This window comes from Staphylococcus sp. EG-SA-14, assembly GCF_017151935.1.
GTDB lineage: Bacteria > Bacillota > Bacilli > Staphylococcales > Staphylococcaceae > Staphylococcus > Staphylococcus aureus.
This window is the reverse complement of the sequence record NZ_JACVZM010000015.1, coordinates 1-22,472: the sequence shown is the minus strand read 5'-3', so window position 1 is coordinate 22,472 and position 22,472 is coordinate 1. Positions and strand designations below refer to the sequence as shown.

Here is a 22,472-nt window from a genome sequence, read left to right as displayed (position 1 = left end):
ACTCATTTTGAATACACAGTCTCATGTGATATTATTAAAAAGATATAAGAAAGAGAGGAAGTTAGCTTATGACTAAACCTATAGTAGCTATTGTAGGTAGGCCTAATGTAGGTAAATCTACAATTTTTAATAGAATAGTTGGAGAACGTGTTTCGATTGTGGAAGACACGCCAGGTGTAACACGAGATCGTATTTATTCTTCAGGTGAATGGTTAACACATGATTTCAATATTATTGATACAGGTGGTATTGAAATTGGTGATGCACCATTCCAAACACAAATTAGAGCGCAGGCAGAAATCGCCATAGATGAAGCGGATGTTATTATTTTTATGGTTAACGTGCGTGAAGGATTGACACAAAGCGATGAAATGGTCGCTCAAATTTTATACAAATCTAAAAAACCGGTCGTATTAGCGGTTAACAAAGTAGATAATATGGAAATGCGTACAGACGTGTATGATTTCTATTCATTAGGATTTGGTGAACCGTATCCGATATCAGGGTCACATGGTTTAGGTCTTGGTGACTTGTTAGATGCAGTTGTTTCTCATTTTGGTGAAGAGGAAGAAGAACCTTATGATGAAGATACAATTCGACTATCCATTATTGGACGACCAAACGTAGGTAAATCAAGTTTAGTAAATGCTATTTTAGGTGAAGATCGCGTTATCGTTTCTAATGTTGCAGGGACTACGAGAGACGCTATTGATACAGAGTATAGTTATGATGGACAAGATTATGTTTTAATCGATACTGCTGGTATGCGTAAAAAAGGAAAAGTATATGAATCAACTGAGAAATATTCAGTATTAAGAGCTTTAAAAGCGATTGAACGTTCAAATGTTGTTTTAGTGGTCATTGATGCAGAACAAGGCATCATTGAACAAGATAAACGCGTTGCAGGATATGCACATGAACAAGGTAAAGCAGTCGTGATTGTCGTAAATAAATGGGATACTGTGGAAAAAGATAGTAAAACGATGAAGAAATTTGAAGATGAAGTACGTAAAGAATTCCAATTTTTAGATTATGCACAAATTGCTTTTGTGTCTGCTAAAGAACGCACAAGATTACGTACATTATTCCCTTACATTAATGAAGCAAGTGAAAACCATAAAAAACGTGTTCAAAGTTCAACTTTAAATGAAGTCGTTACTGATGCAATTTCCATGAACCCTACACCAACAGACAAAGGTAGACGTTTGAATGTCTTTTATGCAACACAAGTTGCTATAGAACCACCGACATTTGTTGTATTTGTTAATGATGTAGAATTAATGCATTTTTCTTATAAACGCTATTTAGAGAATCAAATCCGTGCCGCTTTTGGTTTTGAAGGTACACCAATTCATATTATAGCTCGAAAGAGAAATTAACGATTGGGGGATAACAATGACTAAAATTACCGTTTTTGGTATGGGAAGTTTTGGGACAGCCCTTGCCAATGTTCTTGCAGAAAATGGACATGATGTTTTGATGTGGGGTAAAAATCAAGATGCTGTTGATGAATTAAATACATGTCATACAAATAAAAAGTATTTAAAATACGCGAAATTAGATGTTAACATCATCGCTACTTCAGATATGACCAAAGCAATTCAATTTGCAGATATTTACTTAATGGCTTTACCTACTAAAGCAATGCGAGAAGTTGCTACTCAAATTAATGATAAGCTGACCTCTAAAAAGACTTTTATACATGTTGCTAAAGGTATTGAAAATGGGACGTTTAAACGTGTGTCAGAAATGATTGAAGATTCTATTTCACCTGAATATAATGCAGGTATTGGCGTGTTGTCAGGGCCAAGTCATGCGGAAGAAGTTGTAGTCAAGCAACCAACTACAGTTGCTGCTTCATCAAAAGATAAAAGTGTAAGTAAATTAACGCAAGATTTATTTATGAATGATTATTTGCGTGTGTACACGAATGATGACTTGATTGGTGTTGAACTTGGTGGTGCATTGAAAAATATCATCGCAGTAGCAAGTGGTATCGTAGCTGGAATTGGCTACGGTGATAATGCAAAAGCTGCATTAATGACTCGTGGTTTAGCGGAAATTAGTAGATTAGGTGAAAAGTTAGGTGCCGATCCTATGACATTTCTAGGTTTAGGTGGTATCGGTGACTTAATCGTTACATGCACATCAACACATTCTCGAAATTTCACATTAGGATATAAACTTGGACAAGGTGAATCAATGGATCAAGCATTATCTGAAATGAATATGGTTGTTGAAGGTATTTATACAACTAAATCAGTTTATCATTTAGCTAAAGAAAAAAATGTGGATATGCCAATTACAAATGCATTATATAGAGTATTATTTGAAAATATCTCAGTAAAAGAATGCGTAAAAGATTTAATGGAGCGCGATAAAAAATCTGAATAAAATGTGTATTATTACACATATACAGCTAATAATTACGTAAAATGAATAGAAATGGCTTAAATTCAACGTTTTTGCCACATAAATGATTGCGATTTATGTAATGCTTGTGTTAAAGTTTTACCATAATGATATAAACATATCATTATCAAACCTCAGGAGGTGAATGTCTAATGAACAAAACAGATTTAATCAATGCAGTTGCAGAGCAAGCTGATTTAACTAAAAAAGAAGCTGGTTCAGCAGTAGATGCTGTATTCGAATCAATCCAAAACTCACTTGCTAAAGGTGAAAAAGTACAATTAATTGGTTTCGGTAACTTTGAGGTACGTGAACGTGCTGCACGTAAAGGTCGTAACCCTCAAACTGGTAAAGAAATTGATATCCCAGCAAGTAAAGTTCCAGCATTCAAAGCTGGTAAAGCATTAAAAGATGCTGTAAAATAATTTTACTTAAAAAGCCCTGAATAAGGGCTTTTTATTTTGCTTTTAATACTTACAACCTGTACATAAATTGTAATGTTCTTCTAAGTTTTTAATCTTTGGAACATTCATTGTTTAAGCGTTCAAAATATTACATGACATAATAGTTTTGATAAAAATAGCAACTACAAAATATACATATGAATAATGAGATTAATTGTTAGCGTTGAATTTACTTAAAAGGTAACCATGTCTACTATAGTATTTTACGTTATTTAAAAAGATGAATAATGTAAATGAAGTAAAGGTTATTATGAGAATTACAAAAGCTACATAAATTACTGTTAGTTTAAATTGAAATTTAAAAATGATAAGTAATCTTAATGCTTCAAAAGATTTTAATTTCTTACATATAATGTTAATATGAATAGTGATAATATCGTGAGGTGTAGACATGGAAACAACTGTTAGCAAATTGGAAAGACAAATAGAAGAAAGATTAAAGGGTGTATCAGAATATGAATCCATTAATATTAATCATCGGTTAGGTAAGTTACTTGATTCATATGATATTCCAGATGTTGCCAAAGTAGCATGCCTCACAATTGACACATCAATGAGACACCTTGATGACATTACATATAATCATTTGTCTAAACATTCCATTTTGATTGGAGATTTAATTAGTGCACATTTTTATACGCTACTAGCAGAAATCAATGATTTATCATTTCAAAATGAAATTAGTAAAGCAATTGTTGAAATTAATGAATTGAAATCTTCATTACATCATCAAGCTTTAAATGATTATGAAATTTCTCAAGCAATAGTAAAAATTGAAACACTTTTCCCATATATTACGTTATCTCATTTCGGTATCAATATTGATGAGTCGGAAATATATAATTATTTATTTGAAGATATGTCTGATTACTATCCATCATACTTCAAGAAATATAATCAAAGTGAAGTAAAGCATTACTTACACGATATCCAAAAAAGTTATTTAAAAAGTAGAGGTAATTAAGCATGGCTGACAATAAAGCAAATAAAGAGCAAGTACATCGCGTTTTTCAAAATATTTCAAAAAAATATGATAGATTAAATAATATTATTAGTTTTGAGCAGCATAAAGTATGGAGAAAACGCGTCATGAAAGACATGGGCGTTAGAAAAGGGACGAAAGCATTAGATGTTTGTTGTGGTACTGGTGATTGGACAATCGCATTAAGCAAAGCTGTAGGACCAACAGGTGAAGTTACTGGTATTGACTTTAGTGAGAATATGTTAGAAGTAGGAAAAGAAAAAACTGCTTCAATGGAAAATGTTAAACTTGTTCATGGTGATGCAATGGAATTGCCGTTTGAAGACAATTCTTTTGATTATGTAACAATTGGGTTTGGATTGAGGAATGTGCCAGACTATTTAGTCGCGTTAAAAGAAATGAATAGAGTACTTAAACCAGGTGGTATGGTGGTATGTCTTGAAACGAGCCAACCAACTTTGCCAGTCTTTAAACAAATGTATGCATTATACTTTAAATTTGTTATGCCTATTTTTGGGAAATTATTTGCAAAATCAAAAGAAGAATATGAATGGTTACAGCAATCTACGTTTAATTTTCCTGGAAAAGAAGAGTTGAAGCGCATGTTTGAAGAAGCGGGTTTCATAAATGTAAGAGTACGTAGTTTTACAGGGGGCGTTGCTGCAATGCACCTTGGCTATAAAGAAAAAGATAATACCAAAGGTGATTAACGTGGCAAAGTTAAACATGAACAATGAAATTAAGAAAGTGGAACAACGACTTGAAAAGGCAATAAAAAGTAAAGATTCTGTATTAGAACAGGCATCATTACACTTATTGTCTTCTGGTGGTAAAAGAGTACGCCCAGCATTTGTAATTCTGAGTAGCCAATTTGGCAAAGATGAACAAACGTCTGAACAAACGTATCAAGTTGCAGTCGCATTAGAGTTAATTCATATGGCAACACTTGTTCATGATGACGTTATTGATAAAAGCGACAAGCGTCGAGGAAAGTTAACCATATCAAAGAAATGGGATCAGACAACGGCTATTTTAACTGGGAATTTTTTATTGGCATTAGGACTTGAACACTTAATGGCCGTTAAAGATAATCGTGTACATCAATTAATATCTGAATCTATCGTTGATGTTTGTAGAGGGGAACTTTTCCAATTTCAAGACCAATTTAACAGTCAACAGACAATTATCAATTATTTACGACGTATCAATCGCAAAACAGCACTGTTAATTCAATTATCAACTGAAGTTGGTGCAATTACATCTCAATCTGATAAAGAGACTGTACGAAAATTGAAAATGATTGGTCATTATATAGGTATGAGTTTCCAAATCATTGATGATGTATTAGACTTCACAAGTACCGAAAAGAAATTAGGTAAGCCGGTCGGAAGTGATTTGCTTAATGGTCATATTACGTTACCGATTTTATTAGAAATGCGTAAAAACCCAGACTTCAAATTGAAAATTGAACAATTACGTCGTGATAGTGAACGTAAAGAATTTGAAGAATGTATCCAAATTATTAGAAAATCTGACAGCATCGATGAGGCTAAGGCAGTAAGTTCGAAGTATTTAAGTAAAGCTTTGGATTTGATTTCTGAGTTACCAGATGGACATCCGAAATCACTACTTTTAAGTTTGACGAAAAAAATGGGTTCAAGAAACACGTAGTATTTATGAAAAGTATTGAAAGCGCTTTACCAACCTGTTAATATATAATAGTAATATACATAAACCTATTAAACACAGGGGGATACATAAAGTGGAACGTACATTTTTAATGATTAAACCAGATGCAGTACAAAGAAATCTAATTGGTGAAGTAATTTCAAGAATTGAAAGAAAAGGACTAAAACTTGTCGGTGGTAAATTAATGCAAGTACCAATGGAACTTGCTGAAACACATTATGGTGAACACCAAGGTAAACCATTTTATAATGATTTAATTTCATTTATTACATCAGCACCAGTGTTCGCAATGGTAGTTGAAGGTGAAGATGCAGTTAATGTATCTAGACATATTATTGGCAGCACCAATCCTTCAGAAGCTTCACCAGGATCAATTAGAGGTGATTTAGGTTTAACTGTTGGTAGAAATATCATTCACGGTTCAGATTCATTAGAGTCTGCTGAACGTGAAATTAATCTATGGTTTAATGAAAATGAAATTACTAGCTATGCTTCACCACGTGATGCATGGTTATATGAATAAAATATAAACTGTAAACCTTTACGATTTATTTATAAAGGTAGAAAGGGTTTTGTTATGTGGTTAGTCATTATGATTATACATAACAAGGCCCGTTTTTTATGTTGTAGTAAATTACTTGAAAAATTTTATAGTTTTTTGGTAACACGTATTAAAAAGAGAGGAATATTCTTTATCAAATGAAACTAAACAGAGAGAAGGGGTTGTTAAAATGAAGAATATTATTTCGATTATTTTGGGGATTTTAATGTTCTTAAAATTAATGGAATTACTATATGGTGCTATATTTTTAGATAAACCACTTAATCCTATAACAAAAATTATTTTTATACTGACTCTCATTTATATTTTTTATGTATTAGTAAAAGAATTGATTATATTTTTGAAGTCAAAGTATAACAAAAGCGCTTAACATATGTATATTTTAATATCATAATTTTTTTAAACGGACTGATTAACTTTATTAATAATTAACAGTTCGTTCTTTTGTATTAAGAAATGTAGTCAGTATATTATTTGCTAAAGTTGCGATACGATTATATTAAAACGGCTAATCATTTTTAATTAATGATTATATGATGCAACTGTTTAGAAATTCATGATACTTTTCTACAGACGAATATATTATAATTAATTTTAGTTCGTTTAATATTAAGATAATTCTGACATTTAAAATGAGATGTCATCCATTTTCTTAATTGATCTTGAAAACAAACATTTATGAATGCACAATGAATATGATAAGATTAACAACATATTATAATGTTATCGTGGAAGTATGAAAGGAGCGAGTGTGTATGAGATACCTAACATCAGGAGAATCACATGGACCTCAATTAACAGTTATTGTTGAAGGTGTACCTGCAAATATAGAAATTAAGGTTGAGGATATTAATAAAGAAATGTTTAAGCGTCAAGGCGGTTACGGACGTGGACGTCGTATGCAAATTGAGAAAGATACAGTAGAAATAGTATCAGGCGTTAGAAATGGTTATACATTAGGTAGTCCAATTACTATGGTTGTAACCAATGATGACTTTACGCATTGGAGAAAAATTATGGGAGCAGCTCCAATAAGTGAAGAAGAACGTGAAAATATGAAACGTACTATTACAAAACCAAGACCTGGTCATGCAGATTTGGTTGGAGGTATGAAATATAATCATCGTGATTTACGAAATGTGCTAGAGCGATCATCTGCTAGAGAAACAGCAGCTCGAGTTGCAGTCGGTGCCTTATGTAAAGTGTTATTACAACAGTTAGATATCGATATATACAGTCGTGTTGTTGAAATAGGTGGAATTAAAGATAAAGATTTTTATGATTCAGAAACATTTAAAGCAAATCTTGATCGTAATGATGTTCGTGTAATTGATGACAGTATCGCACAAGCAATGCGAGATAAAATTGACGAAGCTAAAAATGAAGGAGATTCAATTGGCGGTGTCGTTCAAGTTGTAGTTGAAAATATGCCTGTTGGTGTAGGTAGTTATGTGCATTATGATCGTAAGTTAGATGGTAAGATTGCACAAGGTGTTGTCAGCATAAATGCTTTTAAAGGTGTAAGCTTTGGTGAAGGATTTAAAGCAGCTGAAAAGCCAGGTAGTGAGATTCAAGATGAAATTCTATATAATAGTGAAATTGGTTATTATCGTGGATCTAATCACTTAGGTGGTTTAGAAGGCGGTATGTCAAATGGAATGCCAATTATCGTTAATGGTGTAATGAAACCAATTCCAACGTTATATAAACCATTAAATTCAGTAGACATTAATACTAAAGAAGACTTTAAAGCAACAATTGAACGTTCTGATAGTTGTGCTGTTCCTGCAGCAAGTATCGTCTGCGAACATGTCGTAGCATTTGAAATAGCAAAAGCATTATTGGAAGAATTCCAATCAAATCATATTGAGCAACTTAAACAACAAATTATTGAGCGCAGACAATTAAATATTGAGTTTTAACAACAAGAACAATTGAGGTGTAATCATGAAATTACAAACAACATACCCTTCAAATAATTATCCAATATATGTTGAACACGGTGCAATTGACCATATTAGCACGTATATTGATCAGTTTGATCAAAGTTTTATATTAATTGACGAGCATGTAAATCAATATTTTGCTGATAAATTTGATGATATTTTATCATATGAAAATTTGCATAAAGTCATTATTCCAGCTGGTGAAAAGACGAAAACATTTGAGCAATATCAAGAAACATTAGAATATATTTTGTCACATCATGTAACGCGTAATACAGCGATTATAGCTGTTGGTGGTGGTGCGACAGGAGATTTTGCAGGATTTGTAGCAGCAACACTATTAAGAGGTGTCCATTTTATACAAGTTCCTACAACGATTTTGGCGCATGATTCTAGTGTTGGCGGTAAAGTGGGTATTAACTCAAAACAAGGTAAAAACCTTATCGGTGCATTTTATCGTCCAACTGCTGTGATTTATGATTTAGATTTTTTAAAGACGTTACCATTTGAGCAAATATTAAGTGGCTATGCAGAAGTTTATAAGCATGCGTTATTGAATGGTGAATCAACGACGCAAGATATCGAACAGCACTTTAAAGATAGAGAGATATTACAGTCATTAAATGGTATGGATAAATATATTGCTAAAGGTATTGAAACGAAGCTGGATATTGTTGTTGCAGATGAAAAAGAACAAGGTGTACGTAAATTTTTAAATTTAGGTCATACATTTGGGCATGCTGTTGAATACTATCATAAAATACCTCATGGTCATGCCGTAATGATAGGCATAATATATCAATTTATTGTTGCGAATATATTGTTCAATTCTAATCACGATATCCAACATTATATTAATTATTTAACGAAATTAGGTTATCCTTTAGAAACAATAACCGACATAGATTTCGAAACGATATATCAATACATGCTAAGTGATAAAAAGAACGACAAACAAGGAGTTCAAATGGTATTGATTAAACATTTTGGCGATATTGTAGTGCAACACATTGATCAAACAACACTGCAACATGCGTGTGAACAACTAAAAACATATTTTAAGTAGGTGAATGAAATGGTAAATGAACAAATCATTGATATTTCAGGTCCGTTAAAGGGCGAAATAGAAGTGCCGGGCGATAAGTCAATGACACACCGTGCAATCATGTTGGCGTCGCTAGCTGAAGGTGTATCTACTATATATAAGCCACTACTTGGCGAAGATTGTCGTCGTACGATGGACATTTTCCGACTGTTAGGTGTAGAAATCAAAGAAGATGATGAAAAATTAGTTGTGACTTCCCCAGGATATCAATCTTTTAACACGCCACATCAAGTATTGTATACAGGTAATTCTGGTACGACAACACGATTATTAGCTGGTTTGTTAAGTGGTTTAGGTATTGAAAGTGTTTTGTCTGGCGATGTTTCAATTGGTAAAAGGCCAATGGATCGTGTCTTGAGACCATTGAAACTTATGGATGCGAATATTGAAGGTATTGAAGATAATTATACACCATTAATTATTAAGCCATCTGTCATAAAAGGTATAAATTATCAAATGGAAGTTGCAAGTGCACAAGTGAAAAGTGCCATTTTATTTGCAAGTTTGTTTTCTAAGGAACCGACCATCATTAAAGAATTAGATGTAAGTCGAAATCATACTGAGACGATGTTCAAACATTTTAATATTCCAATTGAAGCAGAAGGGTTATCAATAACTACAACCCCTGATGCCATTCAACATATTAAACCTGCAGATTTTCATGTTCCTGGCGATATTTCATCTGCAGCGTTCTTTATTGTTGCAGCACTTATCACACCAGGAAGTGATGTAACAATTCATAATGTTGGAATCAATCCAACACGTTCAGGTATTATTGATATTGTTGAAAAAATGGGCGGTAATATCCAACTTTTCAATCAAACAACTGGTGCTGAACCTACTGCTTCTATTCGTATTCAATACACACCAATGCTTCAACCAATAACAATCGAAGGAGAATTAGTGCCAAAAGCAATTGATGAACTGCCTGTAATAGCATTACTTTGTACACAAGCAGTTGGCACGAGTACAATTAAAGATGCCGAGGAATTAAAAGTAAAAGAAACAAATAGAATTGATACAACGGCTGATATGTTAAACTTGTTAGGGTTTGAATTACAACCAACTAATGATGGATTGATTATTCATCCGTCAGAATTTAAAACAAATGCAACAGTTGATAGTTTAACTGATCATCGAATAGGAATGATGCTTGCAGTTGCTTCTCTACTTTCAAGCGAGCCTGTCAAAATCAAACAATTTGATGCTGTAAATGTATCATTTCCAGGATTTTTACCAAAACTAAAGCTTTTAGAAAATGAGGGATAATATAAAATGGAAGATATCTATAAATTAATAGACGATATCAATCTACAAAAACTAGAAAATTTAGACTCTCGTGTTAATGAAGCAATAACTACTGACAACGATGACGCATTATTTATTCTAGGAGAGACACTTTACAATTTTGGATTAATGCCACAAGGTTTGGAAGTATTCCGCGTGTTATATCACAAATATCCAGACGAAAGTGAATTGCTGATTTATTTTATTGAAGGTTTAATGTCTGAAAATCAAACTGACGAAGCGTTAGAATATTTAAGTTATGTTGAACCATCACCTGAAAAGTTGATGTTAGAAGCAGATTTATATCAACAAATTAATATGATGGAAGTTGCTATTGATAAATTACAAGAAGCACTTGAACTAGAGCCAAATGATCCAATAATCCATTTTGCATTGGCTGAAATGTTATATTATGATGGTCAATATTTACGTGCTACCTCTGAATACGAAACCGTTTTAGAAACTGGTGAATATCAAGTTAATGGTGTAAACTTATTCTCTCGTATGGCAGATTGTAGTTTACAAAGTGGTAACTATAGTGATGCGATTCGCTTATACGATGAAATTAATGAAGATGAAATGACTTCAGAAGATTATCTCAAAAAAGCCATTTCTTACGATAAAAATGACATCACTCAAGAAGCAATTAAAATAATGACTACATTACTTTCTAAAGATCCTGATTATATTCAAGGCTACTTGTATTTACAATCATTATATGAAAATGAAAAAAATTATCCAGATGCCATTGAGACGGGTAAAGAAGGATTACGACTAAGTCAATTTTATAAAGAGTTAATGTATACAACTGGATGTTTGGAAATAGAACACGGCGATGCTAATGAAGGTGTATTATTGTTAAAACAAGCATTAGAGGTTGATAATGCTTACCAAGAACCTTTATTGATTTTAAGCGATTTATATCGTAATGAAGAAGATTATGAAGCAATCATTGAATTATTAACATATGTAGATGAAGAAGATTTGGACCCTACATTCATGTGGCATTTAGCGTTCGCCTATGGTCAAGAAGAGCGAGATAAAGAAGCTCAACATTTCTTTGAATTAGCATATCCAACGATGAAAACAAATATTGATTTTATGAGTGATTATTATTTCTATTTAATTGAAATTGGTCAAAAGGAACAAGCAATTACTATTTTAAATCAATTGTTGGAACTAGAGCCAAGTAACGAAAATTGGCATGACGAATTATCAAGATTGCAATCTTAAAATGGGGTATTTGATGTCAGAGACACTCAATCAAATTAAAGAAAGTTTTATTGAATATTTACTTTTTCAATATCGATTTAAGTCGCGTATTGCAGTTTGGGTGCTTAACTATATAAAAGTGAATGAGGCGAAATTGGCAAACATTCATTTTGTAGATACAAAAATTAATCATCATGAAACATTAGAAATTGCAGAAGTGGGAAGTCACGCTTCTGCAATTCAATTTACTAAGCGTAATATAAAGTTAATGAATACAAATGAAATATTTGATTATATCGCTAATCATAACTGTGCTTTTGATATTCAAATTCACTTCGCAAACGTGTCAAAGCGTGAGCAAAGGCTAGATGATTTAATAGTTGCTCAACTAACGGAATCGCCCAGTTATCAAACTTATCTTCATGACTTAAATAGTATGGCTATAGATCGGCATAAACATGCGTTATTAATAGATTACTTGTTACACAATATTGATTTAAGTTTACAGATGAATGAAAAGCAACGTTTTTATCAACTAACGCAAATTTTAAATACACTCAAGCTAGTAAATAAACATAATCAATTTGAGGACTTAGCAGATGACAATTAAAGCATTTTGGCAATATACACTTTATCAACGTTCTTGGTTAATGATGCTACTCATTTGTAATATATTAGGGATGATTTATGGTTATATATGGTATGGTGAACAATTAAGTCATACGCCCTGGCATTTTAAGATTTTTGTTCCAGATAGCCCAACTGCAATATTATACTTAGTTATTTCTATCTCATTGATATTAATTCAAAAACAAAATAGTATTATCGATGCACTGGCATTTGTAACATTATTCAAATATGGGATTTGGGCAGTTATAATGAATATATTATTTATTATTGAACAAGGTGATATTACAGTAAATGGTTTGGTATTAATGTTTTCCCACAGTATAATGGCTGTTCAGGCAATTTACTTCTATCCTAGGTTTAAACGTTCTATGATTGGAATCAGTGTAGCGATGATTTGGGTGTTTTTGAATGATTATATTGACTATTTTCACCTTCAATTTCCATATTATGATTTTATAACTACACATGTGTGGCAAATTGGTGTATTATCATGTTGTCTAAGTGTTTTTGGACTTTTGCTTTATATTGAATTAAACAAATTATTAAAGTGTAAATGATTTGATAAAAACGGCAAATGACAGTAAAATATTTATAAAGGAGAGTGAGTTTATTGTCTTCAATTTTTACTATGATAATTTATTTCGTAATATTAATGGTGCTTCCTTTATGGGCACAACACAAAGTTAAATCTAACTATGAGAAATATTCACAAGTTAGATCAACTAGTGGTAAAACGGGTCGTGAAGTTGCATTAGAAATTTTACATGCAAACGGTATTTATGATGTCGAAGTTGTTAAAGGTGAAGGATTCTTAACAGATCATTACGATCCTAAAAAGAAAGTTGTTTCACTATCTCCTGCAAACTATGACAGACCATCAGTTGCTGGAACTGCAATTGCAGCCCACGAAGTTGGTCATGCCATTCAAGATCACCAAGGATATTGGTTCTTAAGATTCAGAGCAGCATTAGTACCTGTTGCAAACCTAGGGAGTTCATTAAGTTATATGATCATCATGTTAGGTATTATCTTAACAGCGATAGGTAGTGCATTTGGTTCAACTGCTTTATGGATTGGTGCTGGTTTAATGTCATTAGCGGTATTATTCTCAATTGTTACGTTACCAGTTGAGTTTGATGCGAGTTCAAGAGCGATGAAACAAATTACGGCATTGAACATTGTAAATGAAAAAGAATACAAGCATGCGCGTAAAGTATTATCTGCAGCAGCAATGACTTATGTTGCAGCAACTGCAGTCGCTGTAGCAGAGCTTGTACGTATTATTTTGATTGCGCGTTCAAGTGATTAATCTTATAGATTAACAATTAACTTAAATTAGACACTTATTAACTAGCTAATCACATTTTTGTGTGGTTGCTAGTTTTTTTGTGCTTATTTTTCTAATGGTAGATTATTCACTATATTATTTTATTGTAGTGGTACGTATCATAAAGTTATAATCCCAATTTCAATTGATTTAATTTAGTTAGGAATGCATTACATTTATATAAACTGAATTATTAAACTTCTAAAATAAACAACTTGTCATCTAGTTTAGCTAGAGTCAGTAGATTGCACTAAACATGCATGAGACTTCAAATTGATATATACTATATTAGAAATGCAATATAAGGAGAACGTAGAAATGAAATCAATGGTAGAAATGCAACGTGAAGTTGATAAATATATTGGACAATTTAAAACAGGATATTTTTCACCATTAGCTAACTTAGCTAGATTGACTGAAGAAGTGGGCGAACTTGCACGTGAAATAAATCATACCTATGGTGAAAAAAAGAAGAAAGATTCAGAGGAAGCAAATACGATTAAAGCAGAATTAGGTGATAATTTATTTGTGTTGTTATGTTTAGCGAATTCAATGGGAATAGATATGACAGAGAGCTTTAATGAAACAATGGAAAAGTTTAATACAAGAGATAAAAATCGATTCGAAAGAAAGTGAATATAAAAATATATGCTTTATTTGGATTTGATTAAGATTAAAAACATAGACCAATGAATTGCATCGCATGAAATTATATTATTTTTAAAGTAAGTATAACTAGATGAATGATTATATATACAACACCTGTTTTTAGATATATGAAATTATAAACTCAACATTACTATAAACTTAAATTTAAACAATTATCTACGCATCGAGAATAATAGAGAGAAATAGAAAGAAAGGATGGGCAAGCGAATGAAGATAGGTATAACATGTTACCCGTCCATGGGTGGTTCTGGAATTATTGCCACAGAATTAGGAATTAAATTAGCAGAGCGAGGTCACGAAGTACATTTTATCACTTCAAATATCCCGTTTAGAATAAGAAAACCATTACCGAATATGATTTTTCATCAAGTTGAAGTGAATCAATATGCAGTATTTCAGTATCCACCGTATGATATTACGTTAAGTACTAAAATCGCTGAAGTTATTAAAGAATATGATCTTGATTTGTTGCATATGCACTATGCTGTACCTCATGCAATTTGTGGGATTTTAGCTCGTGAGATGTCAGGTAAAGATATAAAAATTATGACAACGCTACACGGTACTGATATTACTGTTTTGGGCTATGATCATTCACTCCAAGGTGCAATTAAATTTGGCATTGAAAAAAGTGATATTGTGACAAGTGTGAGTAAATCTTTAGCGCAAGAAACACATGAAATTATCGAAACTAACAAAGAAATTATACCGATTTATAATTTTGTACGTGAAAATGAGTTTCCAACTAAACATAACACAGCACTAAAATCACAATTTGGTATAGCACCAGATGAAAAAGTGTTAATACATGTATCGAATTTTAGACAAGTAAAACGCATAGATACTATTATAGAAACATTTGCAAAAGTACGTGAAAAGATACCTAGTAAATTAATTTTACTTGGAGATGGTCCTGAATTAGTGCCAATGCGTCAATTGACGAAAGAGTTAAACGTAGAAGAGGATGTTTTATTTTTAGGGAAACAAGATTGCGTAAGTGAATTTTACCAATTATCTGACTTAGTATTATTATTAAGTGAAAAAGAAAGCTTTGGACTAACTTTACTTGAGGCTATGAAAACAGGCGTCGTTCCAATTGGTTCAAATGCCGGTGGAATTAAAGAGGTTATTAAACATGGTGAAACTGGATTTGTCGTAGATGTGGGTGATTGTGATTCAGCGAGTGACTATGCTATCCGATTACTTGAAGATAAGGTGTTATACAACAAACTTCAGAAAAACATGCTAGCAGATATTGCTGAACGTTTTGGATCAGAACTTATTACAGATCAATATGAGTATTATTATCAAAAAATGCTAAATGAGCATAACAAAAGTAAAGGCGAGTAATAATATGGATAAATCATTATTTGAACAGGCAAGGCCTATATTAGAACAAATTCAAGACAATGGTTTTGAAGCATATTATGTAGGTGGCTCTGTAAGAGATTATGTCATGGGAAGAAATATTCATGATATAGATATCACAACAAGTGCAATGCCGGATGAAATAGAATCTATCTTTAGTCATACGATACCTGTAGGTAAAGAACATGGCACGATAAATGTAGTTTTTAATGATGAAAATTATGAAGTGACAACATTCCGGGCTGAAGAAGATTATGTCGATCACCGTAGACCAAGTGGTGTTACATTTGTTCGTGATTTATACGAAGATTTGCAACGACGAGATTTCACGATGAATGCGATAGCAATGGATACAGCATACAAATTGTATGATTATTTTGATGGTCAACAAGATATTAATAATCGAATAATAAGAACTGTAGGTATAGCTGAGGAACGATTCCAAGAAGATGCTTTACGTATGATTCGATGTTTAAGGTTCCAGTCACAATTATCATTTGATATTGCAACGGAAACATTCGAAGCGATGCGTATACAAATGGCAGATATTAAATTTTTATCAATTGAGCGTATAGTGATTGAACTAACTAAATTAATGCGAGGTATTAATGTTGAAAAGAGTTTTAATCATTTAAAATCGCTGAAAGCATTTAATTATATGCCGTATTTCGAACATCTTGATATGAATCAAATTAATGTAACTGAAGCAATTGATTTAGAATTGTTGATTGCTATAGTATCAGTTAAATTTGATATTAATTACTCATTGAAGCCTTTAAAGCTAAGTAACCGACAAGTAAAAGATATCAATCAATATATTCAAATTATGAATGCATTACCAAGTATTATTACAAAAGAACAATTAAAAATGTTTGTTTATGATTATGATACGCATCTCATTAAAAATGTAATGGTTGCAGCAGACGTGTTAAAGGCAAATGATATTCAAGGACATGAACCATTAATCGTTAACCTTCAAACGATTAATGAAACATTACATCGTTTAACTATGCATAATAGAAAAGACATGATGGTTAATGGCGGTGTACTTATGGCACATTTAAATGCCAAAAGTGGTCCGTGGTTAAAAGATGTACTAAGACAAATTGAGATAGCGATTGTAACAGGTAAAGTAAGCAACGAAGAAACTGAAATTTTGAAATGGGTGGATAATCATGTCAAAATATAGTCAAGATGTACTTCAATTACTCTATAAAAATAAACCGAATTATATATCTGGACAAAGCATTGCGGAATCACTTAATATTTCACGCACTGCAGTAAAAAAGGTGATTGACCAATTAAAGTTAGAGGGATGTAAAATTGATTCAGTAAATCATAAAGGGCATTTATTACAACAACTCCCAGATATTTGGTATCAGGGTATAATAGACCAATATACAAAAAGTTCTGCTTTGTTTGATTTTAGTGAAGTATACGATTCAATAGATTCTACACAACTTGCTGCGAAAAAGTCACTTGTTGGAAATCAATCTTCATTTTTTATCTTGAGTGATGAACAAACGAAAGGTCGTGGGCGATTTAATAGACATTGGAGTTCTTCAAAAGGGCAAGGACTTTGGATGTCTGTCGTGTTAAGACCTAACGTTGCATTCTCAATGATATCTAAATTTAATTTATTTATTGCATTAGGGATAAGAGATGCGATTCAACATTTTAGTCAAGATGAAGTCAAAGTGAAATGGCCGAATGATATATATATTGATAATGGTAAAGTGTGTGGTTTCTTAACTGAAATGGTTGCTAATAACGATGGTATAGAAGCAATAATATGTGGTATAGGTATTAATTTGACGCAACAACTAGAAAACTTTGATGAAAGTATTAGACATAGAGCAACAAGTATACAATTACATGATAAAAATAAATTAGATAGATATCAATTTTTAGAGAGATTACTTCAAGAAATTGAAAAAAGATATAATCAATTTTTAACGTTACCTTTTTCTGAAATTCGTGAAGAATATATTGCAGCTTCTAATATTTGGAATAGAACGTTGCTATTTACAGAAAATGATAAACAGTTTAAAGGACAAGCAATTGATTTAGATTACGATGGCTATCTAATTGTTAGAGATGAAGCGGGTGAATCACACCGTTTAATTAGTGCAGATATAGATTTTTAACACTAAAGCAAGGAGAGATAGCTATGGGTATGGCAACCTATGCCGTTGTGGATTTGGAAACAACAGGCAACCAATTAGATTTTGACGATATCATTCAAATTGGTATAACGTTTGTGCGCAATAACCAAATTATTGATACATATCATTCTATGATTAGAACAAATTTAGAGATTCCGCCGTTCATTCAAGCGTTAACATCCATTGAAGAAAATATGCTACAACAAGCGCCATATTTTAATCAAGTTGCACAAGAAATCTACGATAAGATAAAAGATTGCATTTTTGTCGCTCATAATGTAGATTTTGATTTAAATTTTATTAAAAAGGCATTTAAAGATTGTAATATTCAATATCGTCCCAAAAAAGTTATAGATACACTAGAAATCTTTAAAATAGCTTTTCCTACAGATAAAAGCTATCAATTAAGTGAATTAGCAGAGGCACATGGTATTACCTTAGCAAATGCCCATCGAGCTGACGAAGATGCCGCTACTACTGCTAAATTGATGATATTAGCTTTTGAAAAATTTGAAAAGTTACCGTTAGATACTTTAAAGCAATTATATTATTTAAGTAAACAGTTGAAATACGATTTGTATGATATTTTCTTTGAGATGGTTAGGCAATATGATGCAAAGCCATTGGATAAATCGTACGAAAAGTTCGAACAGATTATCTATCGTAAGCAAGTTGATTTTAAAAAGCCGACAACAAATTATAATGGCAGCTTGAAGTCTTTATATAGCAAAGCTGTAGATCAACTTGGCTTAACATATCGACCGCAACAATTATATTTAGCGGAAACTATATTAGATCAGCTCATGCATAGTGAAAAAGCAATGATTGAAGCATCACTAGGCAGTGGTAAATCATTAGCATATTTACTTGCGGCCTTGATGTATAATATTGAAACTGGGAAGCATGTCATGATTTCTACCAATACTAAATTACTGCAAAGTCAATTGTTAGAAAAAGATATTCCAGCAATGAATGAAGCGTTGAATTTTAAAATTAATGCACTATTGATTAAAAGTAAAAGTGATTACATTTCATTGGGACTTATTAGTCAAATTTTAAAAGATGACACAAGTAATTACGAAGTGAATATCTTGAAAATGCAATTGTTGATTTGGATTACAGAGACGCCGTCCGGAGATATACAGGAATTAAATTTAAAAGGTGGTCAAAAGATGTATTTTGACCAGAAAATTGAAACATATGTACCGGCACGTCACGATGTTCATTATTATAATTTTATTAAGCGAAATGCACAGAACATTCAAATTGGTATTACAAATCATGCACATTTAATTCATTCTGATGTTGAAAATTCAATATATCAATTGTTTGATGATTGTATAGTGGATGAAGCACATCGCTTACCAGACTATGCCTTAAATCAAGTGACAAATGAGTTGAGTTATGCTGATATTAAATATCAGCTTGGTTTGATTGGTAAAAACGAAAATGAAAAATTGTTAAAGGCAATCGATCAACTGGAAAAGCAGCGAATTTTGGAAAAATTAGATATTGCACCAATTGATATTTTTGGCTTGAAGGCTAGTATGAATGAGATTCATGAGTTAAATGAGCAATTGTTCTCAACGATATTTACGATTATCAATGATTCTGATGTTTATGATGATGATATTCATCGCTTCCATAATGTATTTACTTTTGAAACAAAAGACATTTTGAAGGATTTACATGCGATTATCGATAAGTTAAATAAAACGCTAGAAATATTCAATGGCATTAGTCATAAAACAGTTAAATCATTACGGAAACAGTTGTTGTATTTAAAAGATAAATTTAAAAATATCGAACAAAGTTTAAAAGCTGGACATACTAGTTTCATTTCAATTAAAAATTTATCTCAAAAATCAACAATACGTTTATATGTGAAAGATTACGCTGTAAAAGATGTATTGACGAAACAAGTATTGGAAAAATTTAAATCACTCATTTTTATATCTGGTACTTTAAAATTTAATCATTCGTTTGATGCTTTTAAACAGTTATTCAACAAAGATGTTCACTTTAATACATTTGAAGTTAACACGTCGTTACAAAGTGCAAAAAATACTAGTGTATTTATACCGAGTGATGTAGCATCTTATCAATATAAAAATATAGATGAGTATGTAGCATCGATCGTAAGCTATATTATTGAATATACGACTATAACGTCATCAAAATGTTTAGTCTTATTTACGAGTTATAAAATGATGCATATGGTACAAGATATGCTAAATGAATTGCCAGAATTTGAAGATTATGTTGTATTAACACAACAGCAGAACCAAAATTATAAAATAGTACAACAGTTTAATAATTTTGATAAGGCCATACTGCTTGGTACGTCAACATTTTTTGAAGGTTTTGATTTTCAAGCAAATGGTATTAAATGTGTGATGATAGCGAAGTTACCGTTTATGAACAAGCATAATGTAAAATATTGGCTTATGGATTCTGAATTCACTTCAACTTTCAAGGAATATGTATTACCTGATGCAGTTACACGTTTTAGACAAGGACTTGGAAGATTAATTAGAAATGAAAATGATCGCGGCATAATAGTTTCATTTGATGATCGACTCATAAACAGTAATTATAAAAACTTTTTTGAACAAACACTTGAAAATTATCGTCAGAAAAAAGGCGACATTCAACAGTTTGGAAAATTATTAAGACAAATTCAAAAAAAGAAAAAGTGAAATACAAAGTAAAATTCTTGTGACATGACATGTGCTATGTTCTGTTACAAGAATTTTTGTTTGGTCGTCAAAATTTGAGTTTTATAATTAAACTTGAATGTTAGCACAAAAAACGACCTTCATACAAATAATATTGAGGCTTTATTATATATTTTGTCTGAAACTGATGATTATATTGTCTTAATATAAATTAATGTTCAAATCTGTGCTTAAATCATTACCATTTACACGTTATCTTTTAGTCTAGTTCTAGAACTTGAAAGCGGATTTTGTTAAAATGAATGAGTATTGTATAACGAAAAAATAAATAGGAGAATGGTTATGAAAACAACGATTAAACAAGCGAAAGATCATTTAAACCAAGACGTTACAATTGGTGCTTGGCTAACAAATAAACGTTCAAGTGGTAAAATCGCCTTTTTACAATTACGTGATGGAACAGGCTTTATGCAAGGCGTAGTAGTTAAATCAGAAGTTGATGAAGAGGTATTCAAACTTGCGAAAGAAATTACTCAAGAATCATCTCTATACGTTACAGGCACAATTACAGAAGATAATCGTTCTGACTTAGGATACGAAATGCAAGTGAAATCAATTGAAGTTATTTCAGAAGCGCATGACTATCCGATTACACCTAAAAATCATGGTACAGAATTCTTAATGGATCACCGTCATTTATGGTTACGTTCTAAAAAACAACATGCTGTAATGAAAATTAGAAATGAAGTTATTCGTGCAACGTATGAATTCTTCAACAAAGATGGATTTACAAAGGTTGATCCACCAATTTTGACAGCAAGTGCGCCAGAAGGTACAAGTGAATTATTCCATACTAAATACTTTGATCAAGATGCGTTTTTATCTCAAAGTGGTCAGTTATACTTAGAAGCTGCAGCAATGGCACACGGAAAAGTATTTTCATTTGGTCCAACTTTCAGAGCTGAAAAATCAAAAACACGTAGACACTTGATCGAGTTCTGGATGATTGAAGGGGAAATGGCTTTCACAAATCATGCTGAAAGTTTAGAAATTCAAGAACAATATGTAACACATGTTGTAAAATCAGTTTTAGAAAATTGTAAACTAGAGTTGAAAATTTTAGAGCGTGATACATCAAAACTTGAAAAAGTTGCGACACCATTCCCTAGAATTTCATATGATGATGCAATTGAATTCTTAAAAGCAGAAGGTTTTGATGATATTGAATGGGGCGAAGATTTTGGTGCGTCACATGAAACAGCCATTGCTAATCATTATGATTTACCGGTGTTTATTACTAATTATCCAACTAAAATTAAGCCTTTCTATATGCAACCAAATCCTGAAAATGAAGAAACTGTATTATGTGCAGACTTAATTGCACCTGAAGGATACGGTGAAATTATTGGTGGATCTGAACGTGTGGATGACTTAGAATTGTTAGAACAACGCGTTAAAGAACATGGATTAGACGAAGAAGCATATAGTTACTACTTAGACTTACGTCGTTATGGTAGTGTGCCACACTGTGGATTTGGTTTAGGTTTAGAGCGTACAGTAGCATGGATTTCTGGTGTTGAACACGTTCGTGAAACTGCGCCATTCCCAAGATTATTAAACCGTTTATATCCATAAGTTTTAGGATCGTTACTTAAAATTTATATTATGATAATAAAAAGAATCGTCCAGCCTATATTAATAGCTGGGCGATTTATGCTTGGAAAATGAAGATTGATAACGGCTTATATTAATCATGAACAAACTTTTGTTTAGTAACTATATTTGGAAAATAAATAGTTCATCTGATTATCCATAAAGTTCATTGTTAAAATCTAGTTTTAAAAAATACGATAAAGTCCGTATAATTGTGTAAAAGTAAAAAGGCCATATAACAGTCCTTTTACGGTACAATGTTTTTAACGACAAAAACATACCCAGGAGGACTTTTACATGACCCAAGTACATTTTACACTGAA

At 31.9% G+C, this 22,472-nt stretch carries 21 protein-coding genes; all 21 read left to right on the top strand.

Annotation, left to right across the window (positions count from 1 at the left end; all coding sequences use genetic code 11):
* The first annotated feature begins 68 nt into the window (after window positions 1-68).
* The 21 genes from der to asnS all read left to right on the top strand — a co-directional run bounded on the left by der (window position 69) and on the right by asnS (window position 22,131).
* Window positions 69-1,379, top strand: a complete 1,311-nt coding sequence (gene der, locus IDG63_RS09525) for a ribosome biogenesis GTPase Der (RefSeq protein WP_000165533.1) — start codon at window positions 69-71, stop codon at window positions 1,377-1,379.
* Between the two features lie 16 nt (window positions 1,380-1,395).
* Window positions 1,396-2,394, top strand: coding sequence for an NAD(P)H-dependent glycerol-3-phosphate dehydrogenase (locus IDG63_RS09520; RefSeq protein WP_000161746.1), 999 nt, complete (start codon window positions 1,396-1,398; stop codon window positions 2,392-2,394).
* A gap of 170 nt (window positions 2,395-2,564) precedes the next feature.
* Window positions 2,565-2,837, top strand: a complete 273-nt coding sequence (locus IDG63_RS09515; protein ID WP_001043863.1) for an HU family DNA-binding protein — start codon at window positions 2,565-2,567, stop codon at window positions 2,835-2,837.
* Between the two features lie 430 nt (window positions 2,838-3,267).
* The gene (locus IDG63_RS09510) at window positions 3,268-3,840 is read left to right on the top strand and encodes a heptaprenyl diphosphate synthase component 1 (protein ID WP_000450555.1); all 573 of its coding nucleotides are present in this window, start codon (window positions 3,268-3,270) and stop codon (window positions 3,838-3,840) included.
* Window positions 3,841-3,842: 2 nt separating this feature from the next.
* Window positions 3,843-4,568 carry a demethylmenaquinone methyltransferase gene (locus tag IDG63_RS09505; RefSeq protein WP_000774684.1) on the top strand — a complete coding sequence of 242 codons (726 nt, stop codon included), beginning with the start codon at window positions 3,843-3,845 and terminating at the stop codon, window positions 4,566-4,568.
* Between the two features lies 1 nt (window position 4,569).
* Window positions 4,570-5,529, top strand: coding sequence for a polyprenyl synthetase family protein (locus IDG63_RS09500; protein ID WP_001096479.1), 960 nt, complete (start codon window positions 4,570-4,572; stop codon window positions 5,527-5,529).
* Window positions 5,530-5,620: 91 nt separating this feature from the next.
* On the top strand, window positions 5,621-6,070 hold the full coding sequence (ndk, locus tag IDG63_RS09495; RefSeq protein WP_000442480.1) for a nucleoside-diphosphate kinase: 450 nt from the start codon (window positions 5,621-5,623) through the stop codon (window positions 6,068-6,070).
* A gap of 208 nt (window positions 6,071-6,278) precedes the next feature.
* A complete protein-coding gene (locus tag IDG63_RS09490; RefSeq protein ID WP_000789522.1) occupies window positions 6,279-6,479 on the top strand; it encodes a hypothetical protein in 201 nt (66 codons plus the stop codon).
* A gap of 385 nt (window positions 6,480-6,864) precedes the next feature.
* Window positions 6,865-8,031 carry a chorismate synthase gene (gene aroC, locus IDG63_RS09485; protein ID WP_001269929.1) on the top strand — a complete coding sequence of 389 codons (1,167 nt, stop codon included), beginning with the start codon at window positions 6,865-6,867 and terminating at the stop codon, window positions 8,029-8,031.
* A 25-nt stretch (window positions 8,032-8,056) separates the two neighbouring features.
* The gene (gene aroB, locus IDG63_RS09480; RefSeq protein ID WP_086095933.1) at window positions 8,057-9,121 is read left to right on the top strand and encodes a 3-dehydroquinate synthase; all 1,065 of its coding nucleotides are present in this window, start codon (window positions 8,057-8,059) and stop codon (window positions 9,119-9,121) included.
* Between the two features lie 9 nt (window positions 9,122-9,130).
* Window positions 9,131-10,429: a 3-phosphoshikimate 1-carboxyvinyltransferase gene (gene aroA / locus IDG63_RS09475; RefSeq protein WP_000245900.1), complete on the top strand. Its 1,299-nt coding sequence runs from the start codon at window positions 9,131-9,133 to the stop codon at window positions 10,427-10,429.
* A gap of 6 nt (window positions 10,430-10,435) precedes the next feature.
* On the top strand, window positions 10,436-11,680 hold the full coding sequence (locus tag IDG63_RS09470; RefSeq protein WP_000389524.1) for a tetratricopeptide repeat protein: 1,245 nt from the start codon (window positions 10,436-10,438) through the stop codon (window positions 11,678-11,680).
* A gap of 13 nt (window positions 11,681-11,693) precedes the next feature.
* Entirely contained in the window at window positions 11,694-12,269 is a 576-nt protein-coding gene (locus IDG63_RS09465; RefSeq protein WP_000005213.1) for a YpiB family protein, read from the top strand.
* Window positions 12,259-12,846 (top strand): DUF1405 domain-containing protein, encoded by a 588-nt coding sequence (locus tag IDG63_RS09460; RefSeq protein WP_000152734.1) that lies wholly within the window; start codon window positions 12,259-12,261, stop codon window positions 12,844-12,846. Before IDG63_RS09465 ends, IDG63_RS09460 begins: the two co-directional genes overlap by 11 nt.
* Before the next feature lie 71 nt (window positions 12,847-12,917).
* On the top strand, window positions 12,918-13,598 hold the full coding sequence (locus IDG63_RS09455; protein ID WP_001827022.1) for a zinc metallopeptidase: 681 nt from the start codon (window positions 12,918-12,920) through the stop codon (window positions 13,596-13,598).
* A 336-nt stretch (window positions 13,599-13,934) separates the two neighbouring features.
* Window positions 13,935-14,252, top strand: a complete 318-nt coding sequence (locus IDG63_RS09450) for a nucleotide pyrophosphohydrolase (RefSeq protein WP_000839931.1) — start codon at window positions 13,935-13,937, stop codon at window positions 14,250-14,252.
* A 240-nt stretch (window positions 14,253-14,492) separates the two neighbouring features.
* A complete protein-coding gene (gene bshA / locus IDG63_RS09445) occupies window positions 14,493-15,635 on the top strand; it encodes an N-acetyl-alpha-D-glucosaminyl L-malate synthase BshA (RefSeq protein WP_000690027.1) in 1,143 nt (380 codons plus the stop codon).
* 4 nt (window positions 15,636-15,639) lie between these two features.
* Window positions 15,640-16,842: a CCA tRNA nucleotidyltransferase gene (locus IDG63_RS09440; RefSeq protein WP_000361532.1), complete on the top strand. Its 1,203-nt coding sequence runs from the start codon at window positions 15,640-15,642 to the stop codon at window positions 16,840-16,842.
* Window positions 16,829-17,800 carry a biotin--[acetyl-CoA-carboxylase] ligase gene (locus tag IDG63_RS09435; protein ID WP_000049921.1) on the top strand — a complete coding sequence of 324 codons (972 nt, stop codon included), beginning with the start codon at window positions 16,829-16,831 and terminating at the stop codon, window positions 17,798-17,800. The genes IDG63_RS09440 and IDG63_RS09435 overlap by 14 nt, the downstream gene beginning before the upstream one ends.
* 23 nt (window positions 17,801-17,823) lie before the next feature.
* Window positions 17,824-20,517 (top strand): ATP-dependent DNA helicase DinG, encoded by a 2,694-nt coding sequence (locus IDG63_RS09430; RefSeq protein WP_000525074.1) that lies wholly within the window; start codon window positions 17,824-17,826, stop codon window positions 20,515-20,517.
* Window positions 20,518-20,838: 321 nt separating this feature from the next.
* On the top strand, window positions 20,839-22,131 hold the full coding sequence (gene asnS / locus IDG63_RS09425; protein WP_000858791.1) for an asparagine--tRNA ligase: 1,293 nt from the start codon (window positions 20,839-20,841) through the stop codon (window positions 22,129-22,131).
* Window positions 22,132-22,472: the final 341 nt, after the last annotated feature.